The organism is Pseudomonas sp. PsB (genome assembly GCF_043658375.1).
Taxonomy (GTDB): domain Bacteria; phylum Pseudomonadota; class Gammaproteobacteria; order Pseudomonadales; family Pseudomonadaceae; genus Aquipseudomonas; species Aquipseudomonas putida_Z.
On the sequence record NZ_JBIGLU010000008.1, the window covers coordinates 50,082 to 70,203 of the forward strand.

General features: G+C 63.1%; 16 protein-coding genes. All 16 read right to left on the bottom strand.

Annotated features, from left to right (window positions below):
* Window positions 1-116: 116 nt before the first annotated feature.
* The 16 genes from ispD to rseP all read right to left on the bottom strand — a co-directional run bounded on the left by ispD (window position 117) and on the right by rseP (window position 20,112).
* On the bottom strand, window positions 117-824 hold the full coding sequence (gene ispD, locus ACGLHT_RS12675; RefSeq protein WP_085619276.1) for a 2-C-methyl-D-erythritol 4-phosphate cytidylyltransferase: 708 nt from the start codon (window positions 822-824) through the stop codon (window positions 117-119).
* Complete coding sequence (gene ftsB, locus ACGLHT_RS12680) at window positions 821-1,102, bottom strand: cell division protein FtsB (RefSeq protein WP_004375443.1); 282 nt, start codon at window positions 1,100-1,102, stop codon at window positions 821-823. Before ftsB ends, ispD begins: the two co-directional genes overlap by 4 nt.
* Window positions 1,103-1,270: 168 nt before the next feature.
* Window positions 1,271-2,560, bottom strand: coding sequence for a phosphopyruvate hydratase (gene eno, locus ACGLHT_RS12685; protein ID WP_025337986.1), 1,290 nt, complete (start codon window positions 2,558-2,560; stop codon window positions 1,271-1,273).
* A 153-nt stretch (window positions 2,561-2,713) separates the two neighbouring features.
* Window positions 2,714-3,559: a 3-deoxy-8-phosphooctulonate synthase gene (kdsA, locus tag ACGLHT_RS12690; RefSeq protein ID WP_025337985.1), complete on the bottom strand. Its 846-nt coding sequence runs from the start codon at window positions 3,557-3,559 to the stop codon at window positions 2,714-2,716.
* A gap of 3 nt (window positions 3,560-3,562) precedes the next feature.
* Complete coding sequence (locus tag ACGLHT_RS12695) at window positions 3,563-5,191, bottom strand: CTP synthase (protein ID WP_274120468.1); 1,629 nt, start codon at window positions 5,189-5,191, stop codon at window positions 3,563-3,565.
* Window positions 5,192-5,460: 269 nt separating this feature from the next.
* A complete protein-coding gene (tilS, locus tag ACGLHT_RS12700) occupies window positions 5,461-6,744 on the bottom strand; it encodes a tRNA lysidine(34) synthetase TilS (protein WP_274120469.1) in 1,284 nt (427 codons plus the stop codon).
* A gap of 139 nt (window positions 6,745-6,883) precedes the next feature.
* Entirely contained in the window at window positions 6,884-7,831 is a 948-nt protein-coding gene (gene accA / locus ACGLHT_RS12705) for an acetyl-CoA carboxylase carboxyl transferase subunit alpha (protein WP_046616627.1), read from the bottom strand.
* Window positions 7,832-7,937: 106 nt separating this feature from the next.
* A complete protein-coding gene (dnaE, locus tag ACGLHT_RS12710) occupies window positions 7,938-11,462 on the bottom strand; it encodes a DNA polymerase III subunit alpha (RefSeq protein WP_274120470.1) in 3,525 nt (1,174 codons plus the stop codon).
* A gap of 175 nt (window positions 11,463-11,637) precedes the next feature.
* Window positions 11,638-12,261: a ribonuclease HII gene (gene rnhB / locus ACGLHT_RS12715; protein WP_013971261.1), complete on the bottom strand. Its 624-nt coding sequence runs from the start codon at window positions 12,259-12,261 to the stop codon at window positions 11,638-11,640.
* 1 nt (window position 12,262) lies between these two features.
* On the bottom strand, window positions 12,263-13,390 hold the full coding sequence (gene lpxB, locus ACGLHT_RS12720) for a lipid-A-disaccharide synthase (RefSeq protein ID WP_137163169.1): 1,128 nt from the start codon (window positions 13,388-13,390) through the stop codon (window positions 12,263-12,265).
* A 1-nt stretch (window position 13,391) separates the two neighbouring features.
* Complete coding sequence (gene lpxA / locus ACGLHT_RS12725) at window positions 13,392-14,168, bottom strand: acyl-ACP--UDP-N-acetylglucosamine O-acyltransferase (protein ID WP_025337980.1); 777 nt, start codon at window positions 14,166-14,168, stop codon at window positions 13,392-13,394.
* Window positions 14,165-14,605 (bottom strand): 3-hydroxyacyl-ACP dehydratase FabZ, encoded by a 441-nt coding sequence (gene fabZ / locus ACGLHT_RS12730; protein ID WP_004375427.1) that lies wholly within the window; start codon window positions 14,603-14,605, stop codon window positions 14,165-14,167. The genes lpxA and fabZ overlap by 4 nt, the downstream gene beginning before the upstream one ends.
* 114 nt (window positions 14,606-14,719) lie before the next feature.
* Window positions 14,720-15,775, bottom strand: coding sequence for a UDP-3-O-(3-hydroxymyristoyl)glucosamine N-acyltransferase (lpxD, locus tag ACGLHT_RS12735; protein WP_025337979.1), 1,056 nt, complete (start codon window positions 15,773-15,775; stop codon window positions 14,720-14,722).
* Between the two features lies 1 nt (window position 15,776).
* Window positions 15,777-16,280, bottom strand: coding sequence for an OmpH family outer membrane protein (locus ACGLHT_RS12740; protein ID WP_015269197.1), 504 nt, complete (start codon window positions 16,278-16,280; stop codon window positions 15,777-15,779).
* Between the two features lie 44 nt (window positions 16,281-16,324).
* Entirely contained in the window at window positions 16,325-18,685 is a 2,361-nt protein-coding gene (bamA, locus tag ACGLHT_RS12745; protein WP_394519429.1) for an outer membrane protein assembly factor BamA, read from the bottom strand.
* 74 nt (window positions 18,686-18,759) lie between these two features.
* The gene (gene rseP, locus ACGLHT_RS12750; protein ID WP_274119680.1) at window positions 18,760-20,112 is read right to left on the bottom strand and encodes an RIP metalloprotease RseP; all 1,353 of its coding nucleotides are present in this window, start codon (window positions 20,110-20,112) and stop codon (window positions 18,760-18,762) included.
* Window positions 20,113-20,122: the final 10 nt, after the last annotated feature.

Genomic DNA, 20,122 nt, shown 5'->3' on the forward strand with positions numbered 1-20,122 from the left:
GTCTGGCCTCTTCGCGGGTAAACCCGCTCCCACAGGTACAGCGCAAACTTTAAGGGATGTGCGATACCTGTGGGAGCGGGTTTACCCGCGAAGAGGCCGGCACAGGAGCAAGAAATTCAGCGGCGCCCTGCCCAACGCTGGCGCAACCACTCCAGGTCTTCCGGCCGGGTTACCTTTATGTTGTCGCTGCGCCCTTCGACCAGCCGCGGCGCCTGGCCGGACCACTCGATGGCGGAGGACTCGTCGGTTACCAGCACATCCGACACCAGGCACTCGGCCAGCGCCCGATGCAACGCCCCCAGGCGGAACATCTGCGGCGTATAGGCCTGCCAGATGGTGCTGCGGTCGACGGTAGCGCCCACCCGACCATCGGCATCGGCCCGCTTGAGGGTATCGCGCGCCGGCACCGCCAGCAGACCACCCACCGGGTCGTCCGCCAACTCCGACAACAGCTTGTCCAGATCGCTGCGCGCCAGGTTCGGTCGCGCGGCATCATGCACCAGCACCCAGTCGCTGTCCGCCGCCCCTTGGGCATGCAGCATCAGCAAGGCATTGAGTACCGAGTCGGCACGCTCGCGGCCGCCTGCGGCGCGCTGGATGCGCGGGTCGCTGGCACAGCGCAGGCGAGGCCAGTACGGGTCATCTTCGGCAATGCTGACCACCACGCCCTTGAGCATCGGGTGGCCAAGAAAACAGTCGAGGCTGTGCTCGAGAATGGTCTGCCCGGCCAGCTCCAGGTACTGCTTGGGGCGGTCGGCAGCCATGCGGGCACCTACGCCCGCAGCAGGAATCACGGCCCAGAAGGCCGGTAAGGTTTCGATCATTTCTGTGGCAACTGGAAGAGGGTTTCGCCCTCTTTGACCATCCCCAATTCGTGGCGAGCCCGCTCTTCAACGGTCTCCATGCCTTTTTTCAGCTCCAGCACTTCGGCATCGAGCACGCGGTTGCGCTCGAGCAAGCGCTCGTTTTCGGCATGCTGCTCGGCAATCTGCTGCTTCAGCTCGGTCACTTGCGCCAGGCTGCCATTACCCACCCACAGGCGGTACTGCAGGCCACCCAGCAGCAGGAGCAGGACGAGGAACAACCAATAGGGACTGCGCATCACGTTATCCAGGTTAAAAAGGCTGCCGGGTACTTTTTACTTCGGGGCCTCGAATAGCACGAAGCCTGGCCGAGGCCAGGCTTCGTCGACAGAAACCCGTTGGAATGTAGGAAAGAACAGTACGAACGTTCCTACAACTCCGGCTGCTGTCTTTTTACCATCTCTTGCTTAGCCGCGAAACTCGGCACGACCGCGGTAAACCGCTTTGGCACCCAGTTGCTCTTCGATGCGCAGCAGCTGGTTGTACTTGGAAACGCGGTCGGAACGGCACAGCGAGCCAGTCTTGATCTGGCCAGCAGCGGTACCCACGGCCAGGTCGGCAATGGTCGAGTCTTCGGTTTCACCGGAACGGTGCGAAATCACCGCGGTGTAGCCAGCAGCCTTGGCCATCTGGATGGCTTCCAGGGTTTCGGTCAGCGAGCCGATCTGGTTGAACTTGATCAGGATCGAGTTACCGATGCCCTTCTCGATGCCTTCCTTGAGGATCTTGGTGTTGGTCACGAACAGGTCGTCGCCAACCAGCTGCACCTTGGTGCCGATCTTGTCGGTGAGGATCTTCCAGCCAGCCCAGTCGGACTCGTCCAGGCCGTCTTCGATCGAGATGATCGGGAAGCGCTCGGTCAGGCCTTTCAGGTACTCGGCAAAGCCTTCGGCGTCGAACGACTTACCTTCGCCAGACAGGTTGTACTTGCCGTCTTCGTAGAACTCGGAAGCCGCGCAGTCCAGGGCCAGGGTCACGTCGGTGCCCAGCTTGTAGCCGGCTTTCTCGACGGCTTCGGCGATGGCGCCCAGGGCGTCTTCGTTGGAAGCCAGGTTAGGGGCGAAACCACCCTCGTCACCAACGGCGGTGTTCAGGCCACGGGCCTTCAGCACGGCTTTGAGGTGGTGGAAGATTTCGGTGCCCATGCGCAGGCCGTCGGAGAAGGTCTTGGCGCCAACTGGCTGAACCATGAACTCCTGGATGTCGACGTTGTTGTCGGCGTGCTCGCCACCGTTGATGATGTTCATCATCGGTACCGGCATCGAGTACTGGCCCGGGGTGCCGTTCAGGTTGGCGATGTGCGCGTACAGCGGCAGGTCCTGGTCCTGGGCAGCGGCCTTGGCGGCAGCCAGGGAAACGGCCAGGATGGCGTTGGCGCCCAGCTTGGCCTTGTTCTCGGTACCGTCCAGTTCGATCATGGCGCGGTCCAGGCCCTTCTGGTCGGCAGGGTCCTTGCCCAGCAGAAGGTCACGGATCGGGCCGTTGATGTTGGCGACGGCCTTCAGCACGCCCTTGCCCAGGTAACGGCTCTTGTCGCCATCACGCAGCTCCAGCGCTTCGCGCGAGCCAGTGGAAGCACCGGACGGCGCGCAGGCGCTGCCGATGATGCCGTTGTCGAGCAGTACATCGGCTTCCACGGTGGGGTTGCCACGCGAATCGAGAACTTCACGACCTTTGATGTCGACGATTTTTGCCATTGTTGTAAGCACTCCAGAATTGACGAAAACAACTTAGCTTAGGAAATTCTTGACGTTCACCGGGCGGACTTGCAGTGGGCAGGCCGGGTGAAGGGAACCCCTGACCGACTGGTCAGGGGTGGATCGGACGGTACTTTACCCGAGAATCGAGCTTTACGCGGTTTCTACCGTCGGAAAACTTTTCACCAGGTCGTCCAGTTGCTTGAGCTGGGCCAGGAACGGCTCCAGTTTGTCCAGGCGCAGGGCGCATGGGCCATCGCACTTGGCGTTGTCCGGGTCGGGGTGGGCTTCGAGGAACAGCCCGGCCAGGCCCTGGCTCATGCCGGCCTTGGCCAGGTCGGTGACCTGGGCGCGGCGACCACCGGCGGAATCGGCGCGACCACCCGGCATCTGCAGGGCGTGGGTCACATCGAAGAACACCGGGTACTCGAACTGCTTCATGATGCCGAAGCCGAGCATGTCCACCACCAGGTTGTTGTAGCCGAAGCTCGAACCACGCTCGCAGAGGATCAACTGGTCGTTACCGGCCTCCTCGCACTTGGTCAGGATGTGCTTCATTTCCTGGGGTGCGAGGAACTGGGCCTTCTTGATGTTGATCACCGCGCCGGTCTTGGCCATGGCCACCACCAGGTCGGTCTGCCGCGACAGGAAGGCCGGCAGCTGGATGATGTCGCACACCTTGGCTACAGGCTCGGCCTGGTAAGGCTCGTGCACGTCGGTGATGACCGGCACGTTGAAGGTGCGCTTGATCTCTTCGAAGATCTTCAGCCCCTCTTCCATGCCCGGGCCACGGTACGAGGTTACCGACGAACGGTTGGCCTTGTCGAAGCTGGCCTTGAACACGTACGGGATACCGAGCTTCTCGGTCACCCGCACGTACTCCTCGCAGACCTTCATTGCCAGGTCACGGGACTCCAGGACGTTCATGCCGCCGAACAGGACGAACGGCTTGTCGTTGGCGATCTCGATGTTACCGACGCGAATGATCTTCTGGGTCATTGATCAGGCCTTGTTCTTCTGAGCCAGGGCTGCCTTGACGAAGCCGCTGAACAGCGGGTGGCCGTCACGCGGAGTCGAGGTGAATTCCGGGTGGAACTGGCAGGCGACGAACCATGGGTGGTCCTTGGACTCGACCACTTCCACCAGCGCACCGTCTTCGGAACGGCCGGAAACCACCAGGCCGGCGTCGACCAGTTGTGGCAGCAGGTTGTTGTTCACTTCGTAGCGGTGACGGTGACGCTCGGTGATCACGTCCTTGCCGTAGCAGTCGTGCACCTTGGAGCCGGCGGCCAGCTGGCAGTCCTGTGCACCCAGGCGCATGGTGCCACCCAGGTCGGAGGCTTCGCTGCGGGTTTCGACGGCACCGGTGGCATCGGCCCACTCGGTGATCAGGCCGACGACCGGGTGGCCGCTGTTGCGGTCGAACTCGGTGGAGTTGGCGTCTTTCCAGCCCATCACGTTACGGGCGAATTCGATCACGGCCACCTGCATGCCCAGGCAGATACCCAGGTACGGCACCTTGTTCTCACGGGCGTATTGCACCGCGGTGATCTTGCCTTCCACGCCGCGCAGGCCGAAACCGCCCGGTACCAGGATGGCATCGGCGCCTTCGAGCAGGCTGGTGCCCTGGTTCTCGATGTCTTCCGAGTCGATGTAGCGCAGGTTGACCTTGGTGCGGTTGGTGATGCCGGCGTGGCTCATCGCTTCGATCAGCGACTTGTACGCATCCAGCAGCTCCATGTACTTGCCGACCATGGCGATGGTCACTTCGTGCTCGGGGTTGAGCTTGGCATCGACCACCTGGTCCCACTCGGACAGGTCGGCGCCATTGCACTGCAGGCCGAAACGCTCGACGACGAAGTCGTCCAGGCCCTGTGCGTGCAGCACGCCCGGGATCTTGTAGATGGTGTCGACGTCTTCCAGCGAAATCACCGCACGCTCTTCAACGTTGGTGAACAGCGCGATCTTGCGACGCGACGAAGCATCGACCGGGTGGTCGGAGCGGCAGATCAGCACGTCAGGCTGCAGGCCGATGGAGCGCAGCTCCTTGACCGAGTGCTGGGTCGGCTTGGTCTTGGTCTCGCCAGCGGTGGCGATGTACGGGACCAGGGTCAGGTGCATCAGCATGGCGCGCTTGGAGCCCACTTCGACGCGCAGCTGGCGGATGGCCTCGAGGAACGGCTGCGACTCGATGTCACCCACGGTACCGCCGATTTCCACCAGGGCCACGTCGGCATCGCCGGCACCCTTGATGATGCGACGCTTGATTTCGTCGGTGATGTGCGGGATGACCTGGATGGTCGCGCCCAGGTAGTCACCACGACGCTCCTTGCGCAGTACGTGCTCGTAGATGCGGCCGGTGGTGAAGTTGTTGTTCTGGGTCATGGTGGTGCGGATGAACCGCTCGTAGTGGCCCAGGTCGAGGTCGGTCTCGGCGCCATCGTGGGTGACGAACACTTCACCGTGCTGGAACGGGCTCATGGTGCCCGGATCGACGTTGATGTACGGATCCAGCTTGAGCATGGTGACCTTCAGGCCCCGCGCTTCCAGGATGGCCGCCAGGGAAGCCGAGGCAATGCCTTTCCCCAATGAAGAAACAACACCGCCCGTGACGAATATGTAGCGCGTCATGAAAAACCCTAGAAGTCTGCGTTAAGGCGGCCAGCGCCGCCGGAGAAAGCGAAGGAAGGCCGAAGCCCCCGATCACCTGCGTCAATCACAGTGCATCTCGAAAAACTGCCGCGTCTGTACAGACCAGGGGTATCCCCGGCATGGAGCTCGCTCGTCATTTCCAGAATCAGCCCAGCAAAAAACTGCTTGGTAATCGGCAACTCCTGTGTTTTCGCGGAACCCACAGAAGCTGTATCAAGAAGGGAGGGTAGTCTACCCGAATGTACCCTTCAGCTCAAACCTTGCGCGTTCGTCGGCAACTGCCAGGAAAGCTGGCAATCAGCCTGCACCAGCCCGGGCAGGTTGGCCACCGCCAGCAGGCGCTCGCCCTGGTACAGCAGTGGCAAGCGCGGGCGCAGGAAAAGCGGCACCTGCAGCTCGTTGAGCAGGCGCTTGAGGTCGCGCCGGCCGCGGCCGGGGAGGTCCAGCACTTCACCGCCCTGACGGTAGGCAATGCGCAAGCCGTGCAGCGGCGCTGCGCCAACAAGACGCACACTGCCGTTACCCGGCAACGGCAAAGGCTTGGCGGGATCGGCCCAGGCCAGTTTGCCGACGGGCAGCTGCAGCCAGTCACCGCTCAACCACCAGATGCGCCCATGACTGCGCAGCAGTTGCCCATCGGCAAGCTGCCAGGCGGGCTGGGCATCGGCGGCGGCATCGCGCAGGTCCGCCCAGCCGGCCCAGTGCCGGGTGTCGGGCAGGCGGGTACGGCGGCTCAGCCAGTATTGCAGGGCATTGCGCTGACGGGCCGGCGACAGCGCCACCAGAGTAGCCAGGTCGAGGGAGTCCAGCCCCGGCCAAGCCACCGGCGCGCCCTCCCCGGCGAGCGCCAGGTCGTCCTGGGCCAGCTCGTCCAGCAGGCCTTGGGCTTCGCCCAGGTGCTCGGCGGCGCGGGCCAGGTTCTGGCTGGCCTGCGGCCAACGTTGCTTAAGCAGCGGAAACACTTCGCTGCGCAGGTAGTTGCGGGCAAATTGTGTGTCAGCGTTTGACGGATCTTCGATCCAGGCCAGCCCATTGGCCTGGGCATGGTCCTGCAGTTGCTGGCGGGAACAGCCCAGCAATGGCCTGACCAGGCTGCCCTGCCCTAGCGCCCGCTGCCCCGGCATTGCAGCCAGGCCACGCAGGCCTGCGCCGCGCAGCAGGCGGAACAGCAGGGTTTCGGCCTGGTCGTCGCGGTGCTGGCCGGTGAACAGGATGTCGCCTGGGCCGAGGGCTTGCCTGAAGGCAGCATAGCGGGCGTCGCGGGCGGCCTGTTCGAGGCTGGCGCCGGGGGCGACCTGGACGTGGATGACCTGGAGTTCGATGCCGAGATTGTCGCAGACGGTTTGGCAGTGGGCGGGCCAGGCATCGGCGGCGGATTGCAGGCCGTGGTGGACGTGGAGGGCGCGCAGTGGAGGGGATGCGTGATTGCGGGCGTAGTCGGCCAGCAGGTGCAGGAGGACGGTGGAATCGAGGCCGCCGGAGAAGGCGATGTACCAGGTGGGGGCGTTGAGCCAGGGGGTGAGGTTGATCATTGGGGCCTCACATGGCTTGAGATTGCCGGGGGCGCTGCGCACCCCTTTCGCGACACAAGGCCGCTCCTACAGGATTACGCAATCCCCTGTAGGAGCGGCCTTGTGTCGCGAAAGGGCTGCATAGCGGCCCCAGGGTGTCTCAGAGACCGTAGCTCATCAGGCGATCGTAACGGCGGGCCAGCAGCGCGTCATGGTCGAGCTTGCCGAGCATGTCCAGCTGCTGTACCAGGTCGGCACGGATGCTTTCCGACATCTTCGCCGGGTCACGGTGGGCGCCGCCCAGCGGCTCCTGGATGACCTTGTCGACGATGTTCAGGCTCTTCAGGCGCTCGGCAGTGATGCCCATGGCCTCGGCTGCATCGGCTGCCTTGTCGGCAGTCTTCCACAGGATCGAGGCACAGCCTTCCGGCGAGATCACCGAGTAGGTGGAGTACTGCAGCATGTTCAACTGGTCGCACACGCCGATGGCCAGCGCACCGCCGGAACCACCCTCGCCGATCACGGTGGCGATGATCGGGGTTTTCAGGCGCGCCATCACGCGCAGGTTCCAGGCGATGGCCTCGCTCTGGTTGCGCTCTTCGGCGTCGATGCCCGGGTAGGCGCCCGGAGTGTCGATGAAGGTCAGGATCGGCATCTTGAAGCGCTCGGCCATTTCCATCAGGCGGCAGGCCTTGCGGTAGCCTTCAGGGCGCGGCATGCCGAAGTTGCGGCGTACCTTCTCGCGCACTTCACGGCCCTTCTGGTGGCCGATGACCATGACCGGCTTGCCGTCCAGGCGCGCGGTACCACCGACGATGGCAGCGTCGTCGGCGAAGTGGCGGTCGCCGTGCAGCTCTTCGAACTCGGTGAAGATGTGCTCCAGGTAGTCCAGGGTGTAAGGACGACGCGGATGACGGGCCAGGCGGGCGATCTGCCAGCTGGTCAGGTTGCCGAAGATGCTTTCGGTCAGGGTGTTGCTCTTGTCTTGCAGACGGGCAATTTCATCGCTGATGTTCAGCGAGTTGTCGTTGCCTACCAGGCGCAGGCCTTCGATCTTGGCTTGCAGGTCGGCAATCGGCTGTTCGAAATCGAGAAAATTCGGGTTCATAGTCATCCGTCTTGGGTCTACGGCCAGGCGGCCGGCCGGTTGATCCGTTTGGCGCCCTACCTTAAGGGATCAGGCGCATTCAGGTCGAGATTAAATTTTTGTCGGTTCAACGATATTGCAGGAAGACGTTCTCACGCCCGAACTGGTCACGCAGCGCCTGAATCAGCCCATCGGCCGGGTCGATCGCCCACTGCTCGCCGAACTGCAGCATGGCCTTGGCGTCGCTGCCGGTGTACTCGAGGGTGATCGGGCAAGCGCCGCGATGGCGGGTAATCAGCTCGCCCAGCCACTTCAGCCGGTCGCCCTTGAGCGCTTCGTGTGCCACCTTCAGGCGCAGGCTCTCGGCCAGCTTGGTGCGCGCATCCTCCATGGTCATCACCTGCTTCACCCGCAGGCGCAGGCCACCAGAGAAATCGTCGTTGCTGACCTCGCCTTCGACCACCACCATGGCATCGGTCTGCAGCAAGGACTGTGCCGCCATGAAGGCGTCGGCAAACAGCGACGCCTCGATGCGCCCGGAGCGGTCGTCCAGGGTGACGAAGCCCATCTTGTCGCCCTTCTTGTTCTTCATCACCCGCAGGGCAATGATCATGCCGGCGATGGTCTGGGTTTCGCGTGACGGCTTGAGGTCGATGATGCGCTGGCGGGCGAAGCGGCGGATCTCGGTCTCGTACTCGTCGATCGGGTGGCCGGTGAGGTACAGGCCGAGGGTGTCCTTCTCGCCCTTCAGGCGTTCCTTGAGGGTCAGTTCGCGCACCTTGCGGTGGTTGGCGTAGACGTCGGCATCCGCCGCTTCGAACATGCCGCCGAACAGGTCGACGTGGCCACTGTCGGCGGTGTGGGCGGCCTGCTCGGCAGCTTTGATGGCCTCGCCCAGCGCCGAGAGCAAGGTTGCACGGTTGATGTCGATGTTGGCGTGGTAGGCCTTGATCTCGTCATGGAAGTGCGGGCCCAGGCGGTCCAGCGCGCCACTGCGGATCAGCGCGTCGAGGGTACGCTTGTTCACCCGCTTGAGGTCGATGCGCTCACAGAAATCGAACAGGTCCTTGAACGGGCCACCCTGGGCGCGGGCCTCGACGATCGCCTCCACCGGGCCTTCGCCGACGCCCTTGATGGCGCCCAGGCCGTAGACGATGCGCCCGTCATTGTTGACGGTGAACTTGAAGTCGGAGAAGTTCACGTCCGGCGCGTCGAGGCGCAGCTTCATGCTGCGCACTTCCTCGACCAGCACCACCACCTTGTCGGTGTTGTGCATATCCGCCGACAACACCGCAGCCATGAATGGCGCCGGGTAGTGGGTTTTCAGCCAGGCGGTCTGGTACGACACCAGGCCATAGGCGGCGGAGTGGGATTTGTTGAAGCCGTAGCCGGCGAACTTCTCTACCAGGTCGAAAATGTTACCCGCAAGATCCGCATCGATATTGTTGGCCACGCAGCCTTCGATGAAACCACCGCGCTGCTTGGCCATTTCCTCGGGCTTTTTCTTACCCATCGCACGGCGCAGCATGTCGGCGCCGCCGAGGGTATAGCCAGCCATGACCTGGGCGATCTGCATCACCTGCTCCTGGTACAGGATGATGCCGTAGGTCGGTGCCAGTACCGGTTTCAGGCCCTCGTACTGATAGTCGGAGTGCGGGTAAGCCAGCTCGGCGCGACCGTGCTTGCGGTTGATGAAGTCGTCCACCATGCCCGATTGCAGCGGGCCCGGGCGGAACAGTGCCACCAGTGCGATCAGGTCTTCCAGACAGTCGGGCTTGAGCTTCTTGATCAGCTCCTTCATGCCACGCGATTCAAGCTGGAACACCGCCGTGGTTTCGGCCTTCTGCAACAGCTCGTAGGTCTTGCGGTCGTCCAGCGGGATGAAGTCGATGTTGACGTCGGGCAGGTTCTTCTTGGCCTGCTCGCGGTTGATGATCTCCATCGCCCACTTGATGATGGTCAGGGTCCGCAGGCCGAGGAAGTCGAACTTCACCAGGCCGGCAGCCTCGACGTCATCCTTGTCGAACTGGGTTACCAGGCCGCCGCCCTCTTCGTCACAGGCGATCGGCGAGAAGTCGGTGAGCTTGGTCGGGGCGATGACCACACCACCGGCGTGCTTGCCGGTACCGCGCGTCACGCCCTCGAGCTTCAGGGCCATGTCCCAGATCTCGCGGGCGTCTTCGTCGCCCTTGAGGAAGTCACGCAGGATCTCTTCCTGCTCGTAGGCCTTCTCCAGGGTCATGCCCACTTCGAAGGGGATCATCTTCGACAGGCGGTCGGCCAGGCCGTAGGACTTGCCCTGTACCCGCGCCACGTCTCGCACCACCGCCTTCGCCGCCATGGTACCGAAGGTGATGATCTGGCTGACCGCGTTGCGGCCATAGGCTTCGGCCACGTAGTCGATCACCCGGTCACGGCCATCCATGCAGAAGTCGACGTCGAAGTCGGGCATGGAAATACGTTCAGGGTTGAGGAAGCGCTCGAACAGCAGGTCGTAGGCCAGCGGATCGAGGTCGGTGATCTTCAGCACGTACGCCACCAGCGAGCCGGCACCCGATCCTCGGCCCGGGCCAACCGGTACGTCGTTGTTCTTGGCCCACTTGATGAAGTCCATGACGATCAGGAAGTAACCGGGGAAGCCCATCTGGATGATGATGTCCAGTTCGAACTTCAGGCGGTCCAGGTAGACCTGGCGCTTCTCTTCGTAATTGGGCGTGGTCTCTTTCGGCCACAGCACCGCCAGGCGCTCTTCCAGGCCTTCGTGGGACACATGCCGCAGGTAGTCATCGATGCCCATGCCGTTGGGCGTTGGGAAGTCGGGCAGGAAGTACTTGCCCAGCTGCACCTGGATGTTGCAGCGCTTGGCGATCTCGACAGTGTTGGCGATGGCATCGGGCAGGTCGCTGAACAGCTCGGCCATTTCCTCGGCCGACTTCAGGTACTGCTGGTCGCTGTACATCCTTGGCCGACGCGGGTCGTCGAGGGTCCACCCCTCACCGATGCATACTCGGGTTTCGTGGGCGTCGAAGTCGGACTGCTTGATGAAGCGCACATCGTTGGTTGCCACCAGCGGAGCGCCGAACTTGTCGGCCAACGCCACGGCGGCGTGCACGTACTCCTCGTCGCGGGCGCGGTTGGTGCGCTGCACTTCGACGTAGAAGCGCTCGGGGAACATGCCCATCCAGTCTTGCAGCAGGGCCTCGGCTTCATCGTCCTTGCCGGCCAGCAAGGCCATGCCGATATCGCCTTCCTTGCCTGCGGAAAGGGCGATCAGGCCCTCGCTGGCGGGGGCGATCCATTCACGCTGGAGGATGACCAGGCCGTTGCGCTGGCCCTCGGTCCAGCCGCGCGAGATCAGCTCGGTGAGGTTGCGGTAGCCCTTGGGGTTCATGGCCAGGAAGCAGATACGCGACAGCGGTGCTTCCGGGTCGGCAGCGGCCAGCCACAGGTCAGCGCCGCAGATCGGCTTGATGCCGGCGCCCATGGCAGTCTTGTAGAACTTGACCAGCGAGCACATGTTGCTCTGGTCGGTGATCGCCACCGCCGGCATGTTCATCCCGGCCAGCGCCTTGGCCAGCGGCTTGATCCGCACCAGGCCGTCGACCAGCGAGAATTCGGAGTGGACGCGCAGGTGAACGAAGGGAACCGACATGGAAGATCCTGTAGCAGTGCTGAACGACAAGGGCGGGATTGTAGCTTAAATGGGGATGTTTTTTTGGGGCTGCTTCGCAGCCCTGTCGCGACACAAGGCCGCTCCTACAGAAGTTACGCGATCGCCTGTAGGAGCGGCCTTGTGTCGCGATCGGGCCGCAAGGCGGCCCCAGAGCTCAGATAAGGGAGTCGGTGACGCCTTCACGTGCATCCCACGCGGCCCGCACAGGGGCAAAGGAACGCCGATGAATGGGCGTAGGCCCCAAGCGTGCCAGCGCCTCGAGGTGCACTGGGGTTGGGTAGCCCTTGTGTCCGCCAATGCCATAACCCGGGTAGATCAGCTCGAATGCGCTCATCTCCCGGTCACGGGTCACCTTGGCCAGGATCGACGCCGCCGCGATGGCCGGCACCTGGCTATCGCCCTTGACTACCGGCGACGCCGGTACGGCGAGTTTCGGGCAGCGGTTGCCGTCGATCAGGGCCAGCTTCGGTGTAATGTGCAGGCCTTCCACGGCGCGCTGCATGGCCAGCATGGTCGCATGCAGGATGTTCAGGCGGTCGATTTCCTCGACCTCGGCGCGGGCGATGCAGAAGCTCAGGGCCTTTTCGCAGATCTCGTCGAACAGCGCCTCGCGCTTGGCTTCGGTGAGTTTCTTCGAATCGTTCAGGCCGAGGATCGGGCGCGCCGGGTCGAGGATCACCGCCGCGGTCACCACCGCGCCGCACAGCGGGCCACGGCCCACTTCGTCGACGCCGGCGACCAGGTCTTCGACCAGGTTGAAGTCCAGTCCAATTTGCATGTCAGCGGTCCTTGAGCAAGGCCAGTACCGCCTCGGCCGCCTGGTTGGAGGCGTCACGGCGCAGGGTGCGGTGAATTTCGTCGAAACTTTCGGTCTGCTGGCTGCCATCGGCCACCAGCGGCGCCAGGGTATTGGCCAGGGCTTCGCTGGTGGCGCCATCCTGCAGCAACTCGGGTACCAGCACGCGCTGGGCCAGCAGGTTCGGCAACGACACGTAGGGGCTCTTTACCAGGCGCTTGAGGATCCAGTAGGTCAGGGGCGCCAGGCGATAGGCCACCACCATCGGTCGCTTGTACAGCAGTGCTTCGAGGGTGGCGGTACCCGAGGCGATCAGCACCGCGTCACAGGCCGCCAGGGCCTGGTGCGACTGGCCATCGAGCAGGGTCAGCGGCAGCTGGCGCCCTTCGAGCATCTGCTCGACCTGGGCGCGACGTGCGGCATTGGCGCAGGGCAGCACGAAACGCACGCCCGGTACCTGCTGGCGCAGCCGTTCGGCAGCATCCAGGAACAGTGCGCCCAGCCGCCCTACTTCGCCGCCCCGGCTGCCCGGCATCAACGCGACCACCGGCCCTTCGCCCAGGCCCAGCGCGGCACGTGCGGCAGGGCGGTCGGCTTCGAGCGGGATGGTGTCGGCCAACGGGTGGCCGACGAAGCGCACCGGTACGCCCTGCTCTTCATAGAACCGCGCCTCGAATGGCAACAGCGTCAGCATCAGGTCGCAGCCTTCGCGAATCTTCAGCACACGCTTCTGCCGCCAGGCCCAGACCGACGGGCTGACGTAGTGCACGGTCTTGATCCCGGCCTGACGCAGTTTCAGTTCGATGTTGAGGGTGAAGTCGGGGGCATCGATGCCGATGAACACATCGGGCTTTTCGCCGATCAGGGTCTCGATCAGCAGCTTGCGGCGCTTGAGCAACTCGCGCAGGCGCCCCAGAACTTCGACCAGGCCCATGACGGCCAGGCGTTCCATGGGGAAATAGGATTGCAGGCCTTCGGCTTCCATCAAGGGGCCGCCAACGCCGATGAACCGTACGTCGGGGTGGCGCGCCTTGATGGCACGCATCAAGCCGGAACCGAGAATGTCGCCGCTGGCCTCACCTGCGACCAAGGCTACGCAAAGCTGGGCCATGTCAGCGGGTGATGCCGCGGGCGGAGTTCACGATCGACTGACGGAACAGATCGACCTCAGGGTGCTTCGCAGCCAGTTCGTCCAGCTCCTTGAGCGCGTCTTCGACGGTCAGGCCCTGGCGATAGACGATCTTGTAGCAACGGCGCAGCACATGGATCACCTCGTCGCTGAAACCCCGGCGGCGCATGCCTTCGAAGTTCATGCTGCGGGCTTCGGCCGGGCTGCCGAACACGGTGACGAAGGCCGGGACATCCTTGCCGATCGCCGTGCCCATGCCGGAAAACGCGTGGGCACCGATATGGCAGTACTGGTGCACCAGGGTGTAGCCGGACAGGATCGCCCAGTCCCCCACGTGTACATGGCCGGCCAGGGCCGTGTTGTTGACCAGGATGCAGTGGTTGCCGATGACGCTGTCGTGGCCGATGTGGGCATAGGCCATGATCAGGTTGTGGTCGCCCACGGTGGTTTCCGCACGGTCCTGGACGGTGCCGCGGTGAATGGTCACCCCTTCGCGGATCACATTGTGATCGCCGATCACCAGGCGCGTCGGCTCACCCTTGTACTTGAGGTCCGGGGTGTCTTCGCCGATCGAGGAAAACTGAAAGATACGGTTGTGCTTGCCGATGCGGGTCGGCCCTTTGAGCACAACATGCGGGCCGATAACGGTGCCCTCCCCGATTTCCACATCGGGGCCAACGATCGACCAGGGGCCGACCTCGACACCATCGGCCAGCTTGGCCGACGGGTCGATAATGGCCCGAGGATCAATCGAATTCATAGGGAGCGTTCCGCGCAGGTGATTTCTGCCGAGCAAACCGGCTTGCCGTCGACCAGGGCGCGGCACTCGAATTTCCAGATCATGCTCTTGCGGCTGAGGAACTTGGCTTCCAGCACCAACTGGTCACCCGGCAGTACCGGCTGACGGAAACGCAGCTTGTCGGAGCCGACGAAGTAGTACAGGGTGCCATCGGCCGGCTTGGCGTCGAGCATCTTGAAACCGAGGATACCCGCGGCCTGTGCCATGGCTTCGATGATCAGGACGCCCGGCATGATCGGGTGAGCCGGGAAATGGCCGTTGAAGAACGGCTCGTTGATGCTGACATTCTTGTAGGCACGAATGCTCTGGGCCTCGTAGTCCAGCTCCGTCACGCGGTCCACCAGCAGGAACGGGTAACGGTGAGGCAGGTATTCGCGAATCTCGTTGATGTCCATCATTTCGGGGGGGAAGCCTGTAATAAGAATAGGGAGCGCAGGTGCTGACCACACGCTCCTTTTGCAGTCCAAAGAGGAGCCAGCTAGCGACTGTTCACTCTTGCTCAGGGAATGGTATCAGCCTTCTGATGTCGGCTGGCCACCTGAGGTCACGGTATCGACGCGTTTTTCCAGCTGCTGGAGACGCTTGGCCATGTCGTCCAGGTGGCGGATACGCGCGGCGCTCTTGCGCCATTCAGCCAGTGGCTGCATGGCAGTGCCGGAAGAATAGGCACCCGGTTCGGTGATCGAACGGGTCACCATGGTCATCCCGGACACGAAAACGTTATCACAGACATCGATATGGCCCACCATGCCGACACCTCCGGCAATGGTGCAATGCTTGCCGATGCGCGTGCTGCCGGAAATTCCGACGCAGGCGGCCATGGCCGTGTGCTCACCGATCTGCACGTTGTGGGCGATCTGGATCTGGTTATCGAGCTTGACCCCATCAGCGATCCGCGTATCCGACAGCGCGCCACGATCGACCGCGGTGTTGACACCGATTTCCACGTCGTCGCCGATGGTTACACCACCGATCTGGGCGATCTTGCGCCACACGCCCTTCTCGTTGGCAAAGCCGAAGCCTTCACCGCCGATCACCGCACCCGACTGGATGACCACACGCTTGCCGATGGTCACATCATGGTACAGGGTGACCCGTGGGGCCAGCCAGCCACCTTCACCGATCACGCAACGGGCACCGACCACGCTGTGTGCACCCACGCTGACATTGGCCGCGATGCGCGCACCGCTTTCGATGACCGCGAACGGCCCGATGCTGGCACTGGCGTCCACCTGCGCGTCCTCGGCCACCACGGCGCTGGGATGAATACCCGCCACAGCCTTGGGTTTGGGGTCGAACAGGTGGGAAATGCGCGCGTAGGCCAGGTACGGATCGGCGACGATCAGCGCATTGCCGGCAAAGCCTTCGGCGTCCGCCGCCTTCAGCAGCACCGCGGCCGCCTGGCTGCTATCCAGGAATTTGCGGTACTGCGGGTTGGCGAGGAAGCTCAACTGACCTGGGCCAGCCTCCTGCAAGGTGGCCAGCCCGGTAATCTGCAGCGCCTCGGGCCCCTTGAGGGTGGCGCCGAGGGCCTCGGCCAACTGGCCTAGCGTCATGGTCACGGTCATATCAACGGGCTTGGTTCATGCGCTCGATGACCTGGCGGGTGATGTCGTACTGAGGCTTGACATCGATGACCGCGCCACGCTCGAGGACCAGGTCGTAACCGCCTTTCTTGATCACTTCCTCGACAGCGCCATCCAGCTTCGGCTTCAGCTGCTTGAGCATGTCGCGGTCGGCAACGGCCTTGGCTTCGTTCAGTTCCTTGGACTGGAACTGGAAGTCACGGGCCTTCTGCTTGAACTCGAGCTCCAGGCGCTCGCGCTCCTGCTGCTGCATCTTGTCGCCGCCCTTGATCAGACGGTCCTGGATGCCCTTGGCGCTGCTTTCCAGGCTTTTCAGCTTGGTCAGTTGCGGACCGAACTTCTTCTCGGCATCCACCGCGTATTTCTTGGCGGCATCCGACTCCAGCAGGGCCATCTGATAGTTCAGGACGGCAACCTTCATTTCGGCGAAAGCCGGGGTGGCGACCAGCGCCGCGGCCACTACGGCCAGTTGGGTCAACTTACGCACGATGCACTCCTGGATAAACCGTTGTCATTAAGCGAGGGCCGACCTCAGAAGGTCTGGCCCAGAGAGAATTGGAACACCTGGGTGTCGGCATCGTCCGGCTTCTTGACCGGCATTGCCAGGCTGAAGCTCAGCGGGCCCAGTGCGGTGATCCAGGTCACGCCCAGGCCGACCGAACTGGCCATGCCCGAGAAACCGACCTTCTCGCAATCCGGCTGGTTGCCGCAATTGGTGTCGAACACGTTACCCACGTCCCAGAACACGGAAGTGCGCAGCGAACGCTGGTCCTTGACGAACGGCAGCGGGAACAGCAGCTCGACACCACCTTGTACCAGTACGTTGCCACCAAACGGCAACGGATCCTGGTCCGGGTCGGCGATGGTACCCGGCTTGCCACCGTTGGCCTCGCCGCGGCTTGGGGTACTGCGTGGGCCCAGGCTGCTGTCCTTGAAGCCACGGACGGAGTTGAAGCCACCCGCGAAGTAGTTCTCGTAGAACGGCAGGCCAGAGGTGCTGCCATAACCGTCACCATAACCCAGCTCGGTGTGCAGGCGCAGGGTGTAGTCGTTGGTGATCGGCTTGAACAGCTGGCCGCGGTAGTCGAGCTTGAAGAACGACAGGTCGCTGCCCGGAATGGTGGATTCCAGGGTCAGGCTCTGGGAGTGACCACGGGTTGCCAGCACACCTTTGTTCAGGGTCGACTCGGACCAGCCGATCGAGGCCTTGAAGTTCAGGAAGTTGTCGCCTTCCTCTTCGAGGAAATCGAAGATCTCGTCAACGGTGTACTTGCCGGTCTTGATCTTGTCCTGCTGCACGCTCAGGCCATAGGTCAGGCGCGATGTCTCGCTGATCGGGTAACCGAGGCTGACGCCCGCACCGTAGCTGTCCACCGCGTAGCTGGCCACGTCGACGTCGAGGTCGTCGTAGTCGGTGCTGCGGTAGAAGGCGTTGTAGCCCAGGCTCACGCCATCGGCAGTGAAGTAGGGGTCAACGAAGCCGAAGTTGTAGCGGGTCTGGTATTCCGAACGGGTCAGGCCGATCGACACCTTGTTACCGGTACCGAGGAAGTTGCTCTGGCTGATCGAGCCACCGAGGATCAGGCCGGCGCTCTGGGCGAAACCGACGCTGGCGGTGATCGAGCCGGAGGCCTGTTCTTCGACGCTGTAGTTGACGTCGACCTGGTCGTCGGTGCCCGGCACCGGCGGGGTCTCGACGTTCACTTCCTTGAAGAAGCCCAGGCGTTCCAGACGGGTCTTGGACTGGTCGATCAGGTAGGTCGAGGCCCAGCCGCCTTCCATCTGGCGCATTTCGCGACGCAGCACTTCGTCTTCGGTCTTGGTGTTGCCGCGGTAGTTGATGCGGTTGACGTAGGCACGCTTGCCCGGGTCGACCACGAACATGATGTCGACGGTGTGGTCTTCATCGTTCGGCTGCGGCACGCCGTTGACGTTGGCGAAGGTGTAGCCTTCGTTACCAAGGCGGCGGGTGATCAGCTCGGAAGTGCTGGTCATCACCTTGCGCGAGAACACCTGGCCGGGCTGCACCAGCAGCAGCGACTTGACCTGGTCTTCCGGCACCTTCAGGTCACCGGACAGCTTCACGTCGCGGACGGTGTACTTCTCGCCTTCGTTGATGTTGACGGTGATGTAGACGTGTTTCTTGTCCGGCGTGATGGACACCTGGGTGGAGGCGATGTCCATGTTGATGTAGCCGCGGTCCAGGTAGTAGGAACGCAGGCGCTCCAGGTCACCGGAGAGCTTTTCGCGGGCGTACTTGTCGTCGTTCTTGAAGAACGACAGCCAGTTGGTGGTCTTCAGCTCGAACAGCTGCGCCAGGGTCTCGTCGTCGAACACGTTGTTGCCAACGATGTTGATGTGCTGGATGGCGGCGACGGTGCCTTCGTTGATCTTGATCTTCAGCGCCACACGGTTGCGCGGCTGCGGCACCACCTCGGCGTCGCCCTCGGCCGAGTAGCGGCCCTGGGCCACGTACTGGCGCTGCAGTTCGTTACGCACACCTTCGAGGGTGGCACGCTGGAAGATCTCGCCTTCGGCCAGGCCGGATTGCTTCAGGCCCTTCATCAGGTCTTCGGTGCTGATGGCCTTGTTGCCTTCGATCTCGATGCTCGACACCGAAGGGCGCTCGACCACGTTGATGATCAGGACATTGCCATCGCGGTTCAGCTGGATGTCCTGGAAGAAGCCGGTCTTGAACAGGGAACGGGTCGACTCCACCAGTCGGCGGTCATCGGCCTGGTCGCCGACGTTCAGCGGCAAGGCACCGAAGACACTGCCGGCGGAAACCCGCTGCAGGCCGTTGACGCGGATATCGGAGATGGTGAAGGACTCGGCGTGAACTTCAGCGATCATCAGTGCGGACATGACCGCAGTTAGCAGCAGACGTTTCATGAAGTCCTTTTATTCCAACTGGCAATAAACAGCCCGCCGCAACAAGACGGCAGGTTTCGCAATTGAGCGAAGCTTTATAGTCGACCCAGATCGTTGATCAGGGCGAGCAACATCACCCCTATGACCAAACTGATACCGATCTGGACCCCCCAACCTTGCACCCGATCCGACAGCGGACGACCGCGCGCCCACTCGACCAGGTAAAACAGCAAATGCCCCCCATCCAGAACCGGGATGGGCAGCAGGTTAAGAACCCCCAGGCTTATGCTCAGGTAGGCCAGGAAATTCAGGAAATCCCCCACGCCGGACTGGGCTGAAGCGCCCGCCACTTTAGCAATGGTTATCGGTCCGCTCAAGTTTTTTACCGAGAGCTCCCCGAACAGCATTTTCTTCAGCGATTCAAGGGTCAGGACGCTCATGTTCCAGGTGCGTGACAAGCCTTCACCCACCGCATCCAGCGGGCCGTAGCTGACTTCGCGGAGCATGTTGGCAGGCCATTCGCCACCTTTTACCCCGGCGCCAAGATAGCCGCCGGCCGCCTTGCCCTCGCCCTTGCGCGCCAGGGTGACCGGGACGTCCAGCGCAGCACCATCGCGCTCGACACGCACCACAACCTTGACTTGCGGGCGGGCCCGCACGGCATCGACCACCTGCTGCCATTCGCTCACTGCCACGCCATCGAGGGCCAGCAGCTTGTCACCGGTTTTCAGGCCCGCAGCGGCAGCCGGCCCCTTCGGATCGATCTCGGCCAACACCGGCACGATCGCCGGGCGCCAAGGGTGCAGCCCAAGGGACTGGATCGGGTCCGGCTCGTCGGCGCCCTTGAGCCAGCTGTCCAGCTTCACCTGCAGCTGGCGCTCGGCGCTGGCGCCCTCTTCACGCACGCCAACCTGCAGGGTGCCGCTCTCGCCCAGGCGGCGAACCAGTTGCAGGTTGACCGCAGACCAACCATTGGTCGGCTTGCCGTCGATGGAGACGATTTCCTGACCTGCGGTCAGGCCTGCCGATGCTGCCAGGCTGCCAGCATCGACCGCACCGATCACCGGGCGGATCTGCTGGGTACCCAGCATCGCCAGCACCCAGAAGAACAGGATGGCCAGCAGGAAGTTGGCAACCGGGCCCGCCGCGACGATCGCGATGCGCTGGCGCACGGACTTGCGGTTGAACGACTGCTCGATCAGCGCCGGCGGCACGTCACCCTCGCGCTCGTCGAGCATCTTGACGTAACCACCCAGCGGGATCGCAGCGACCACGAACTCGGTGCCATGGCGGTCATGCCAGCGCAGCAGCGGCGTGCCGAAGCCCACCGAGAAGCGCAGCACCTTGACACCGCAGCGGCGTGCCACCCAGAAGTGGCCGAATTCATGGAAAGTGACCAGTACACCCAAGGCTACGAGGGTGCCGATAATCATGTAGAGCGCTGTCATATCCATCTCC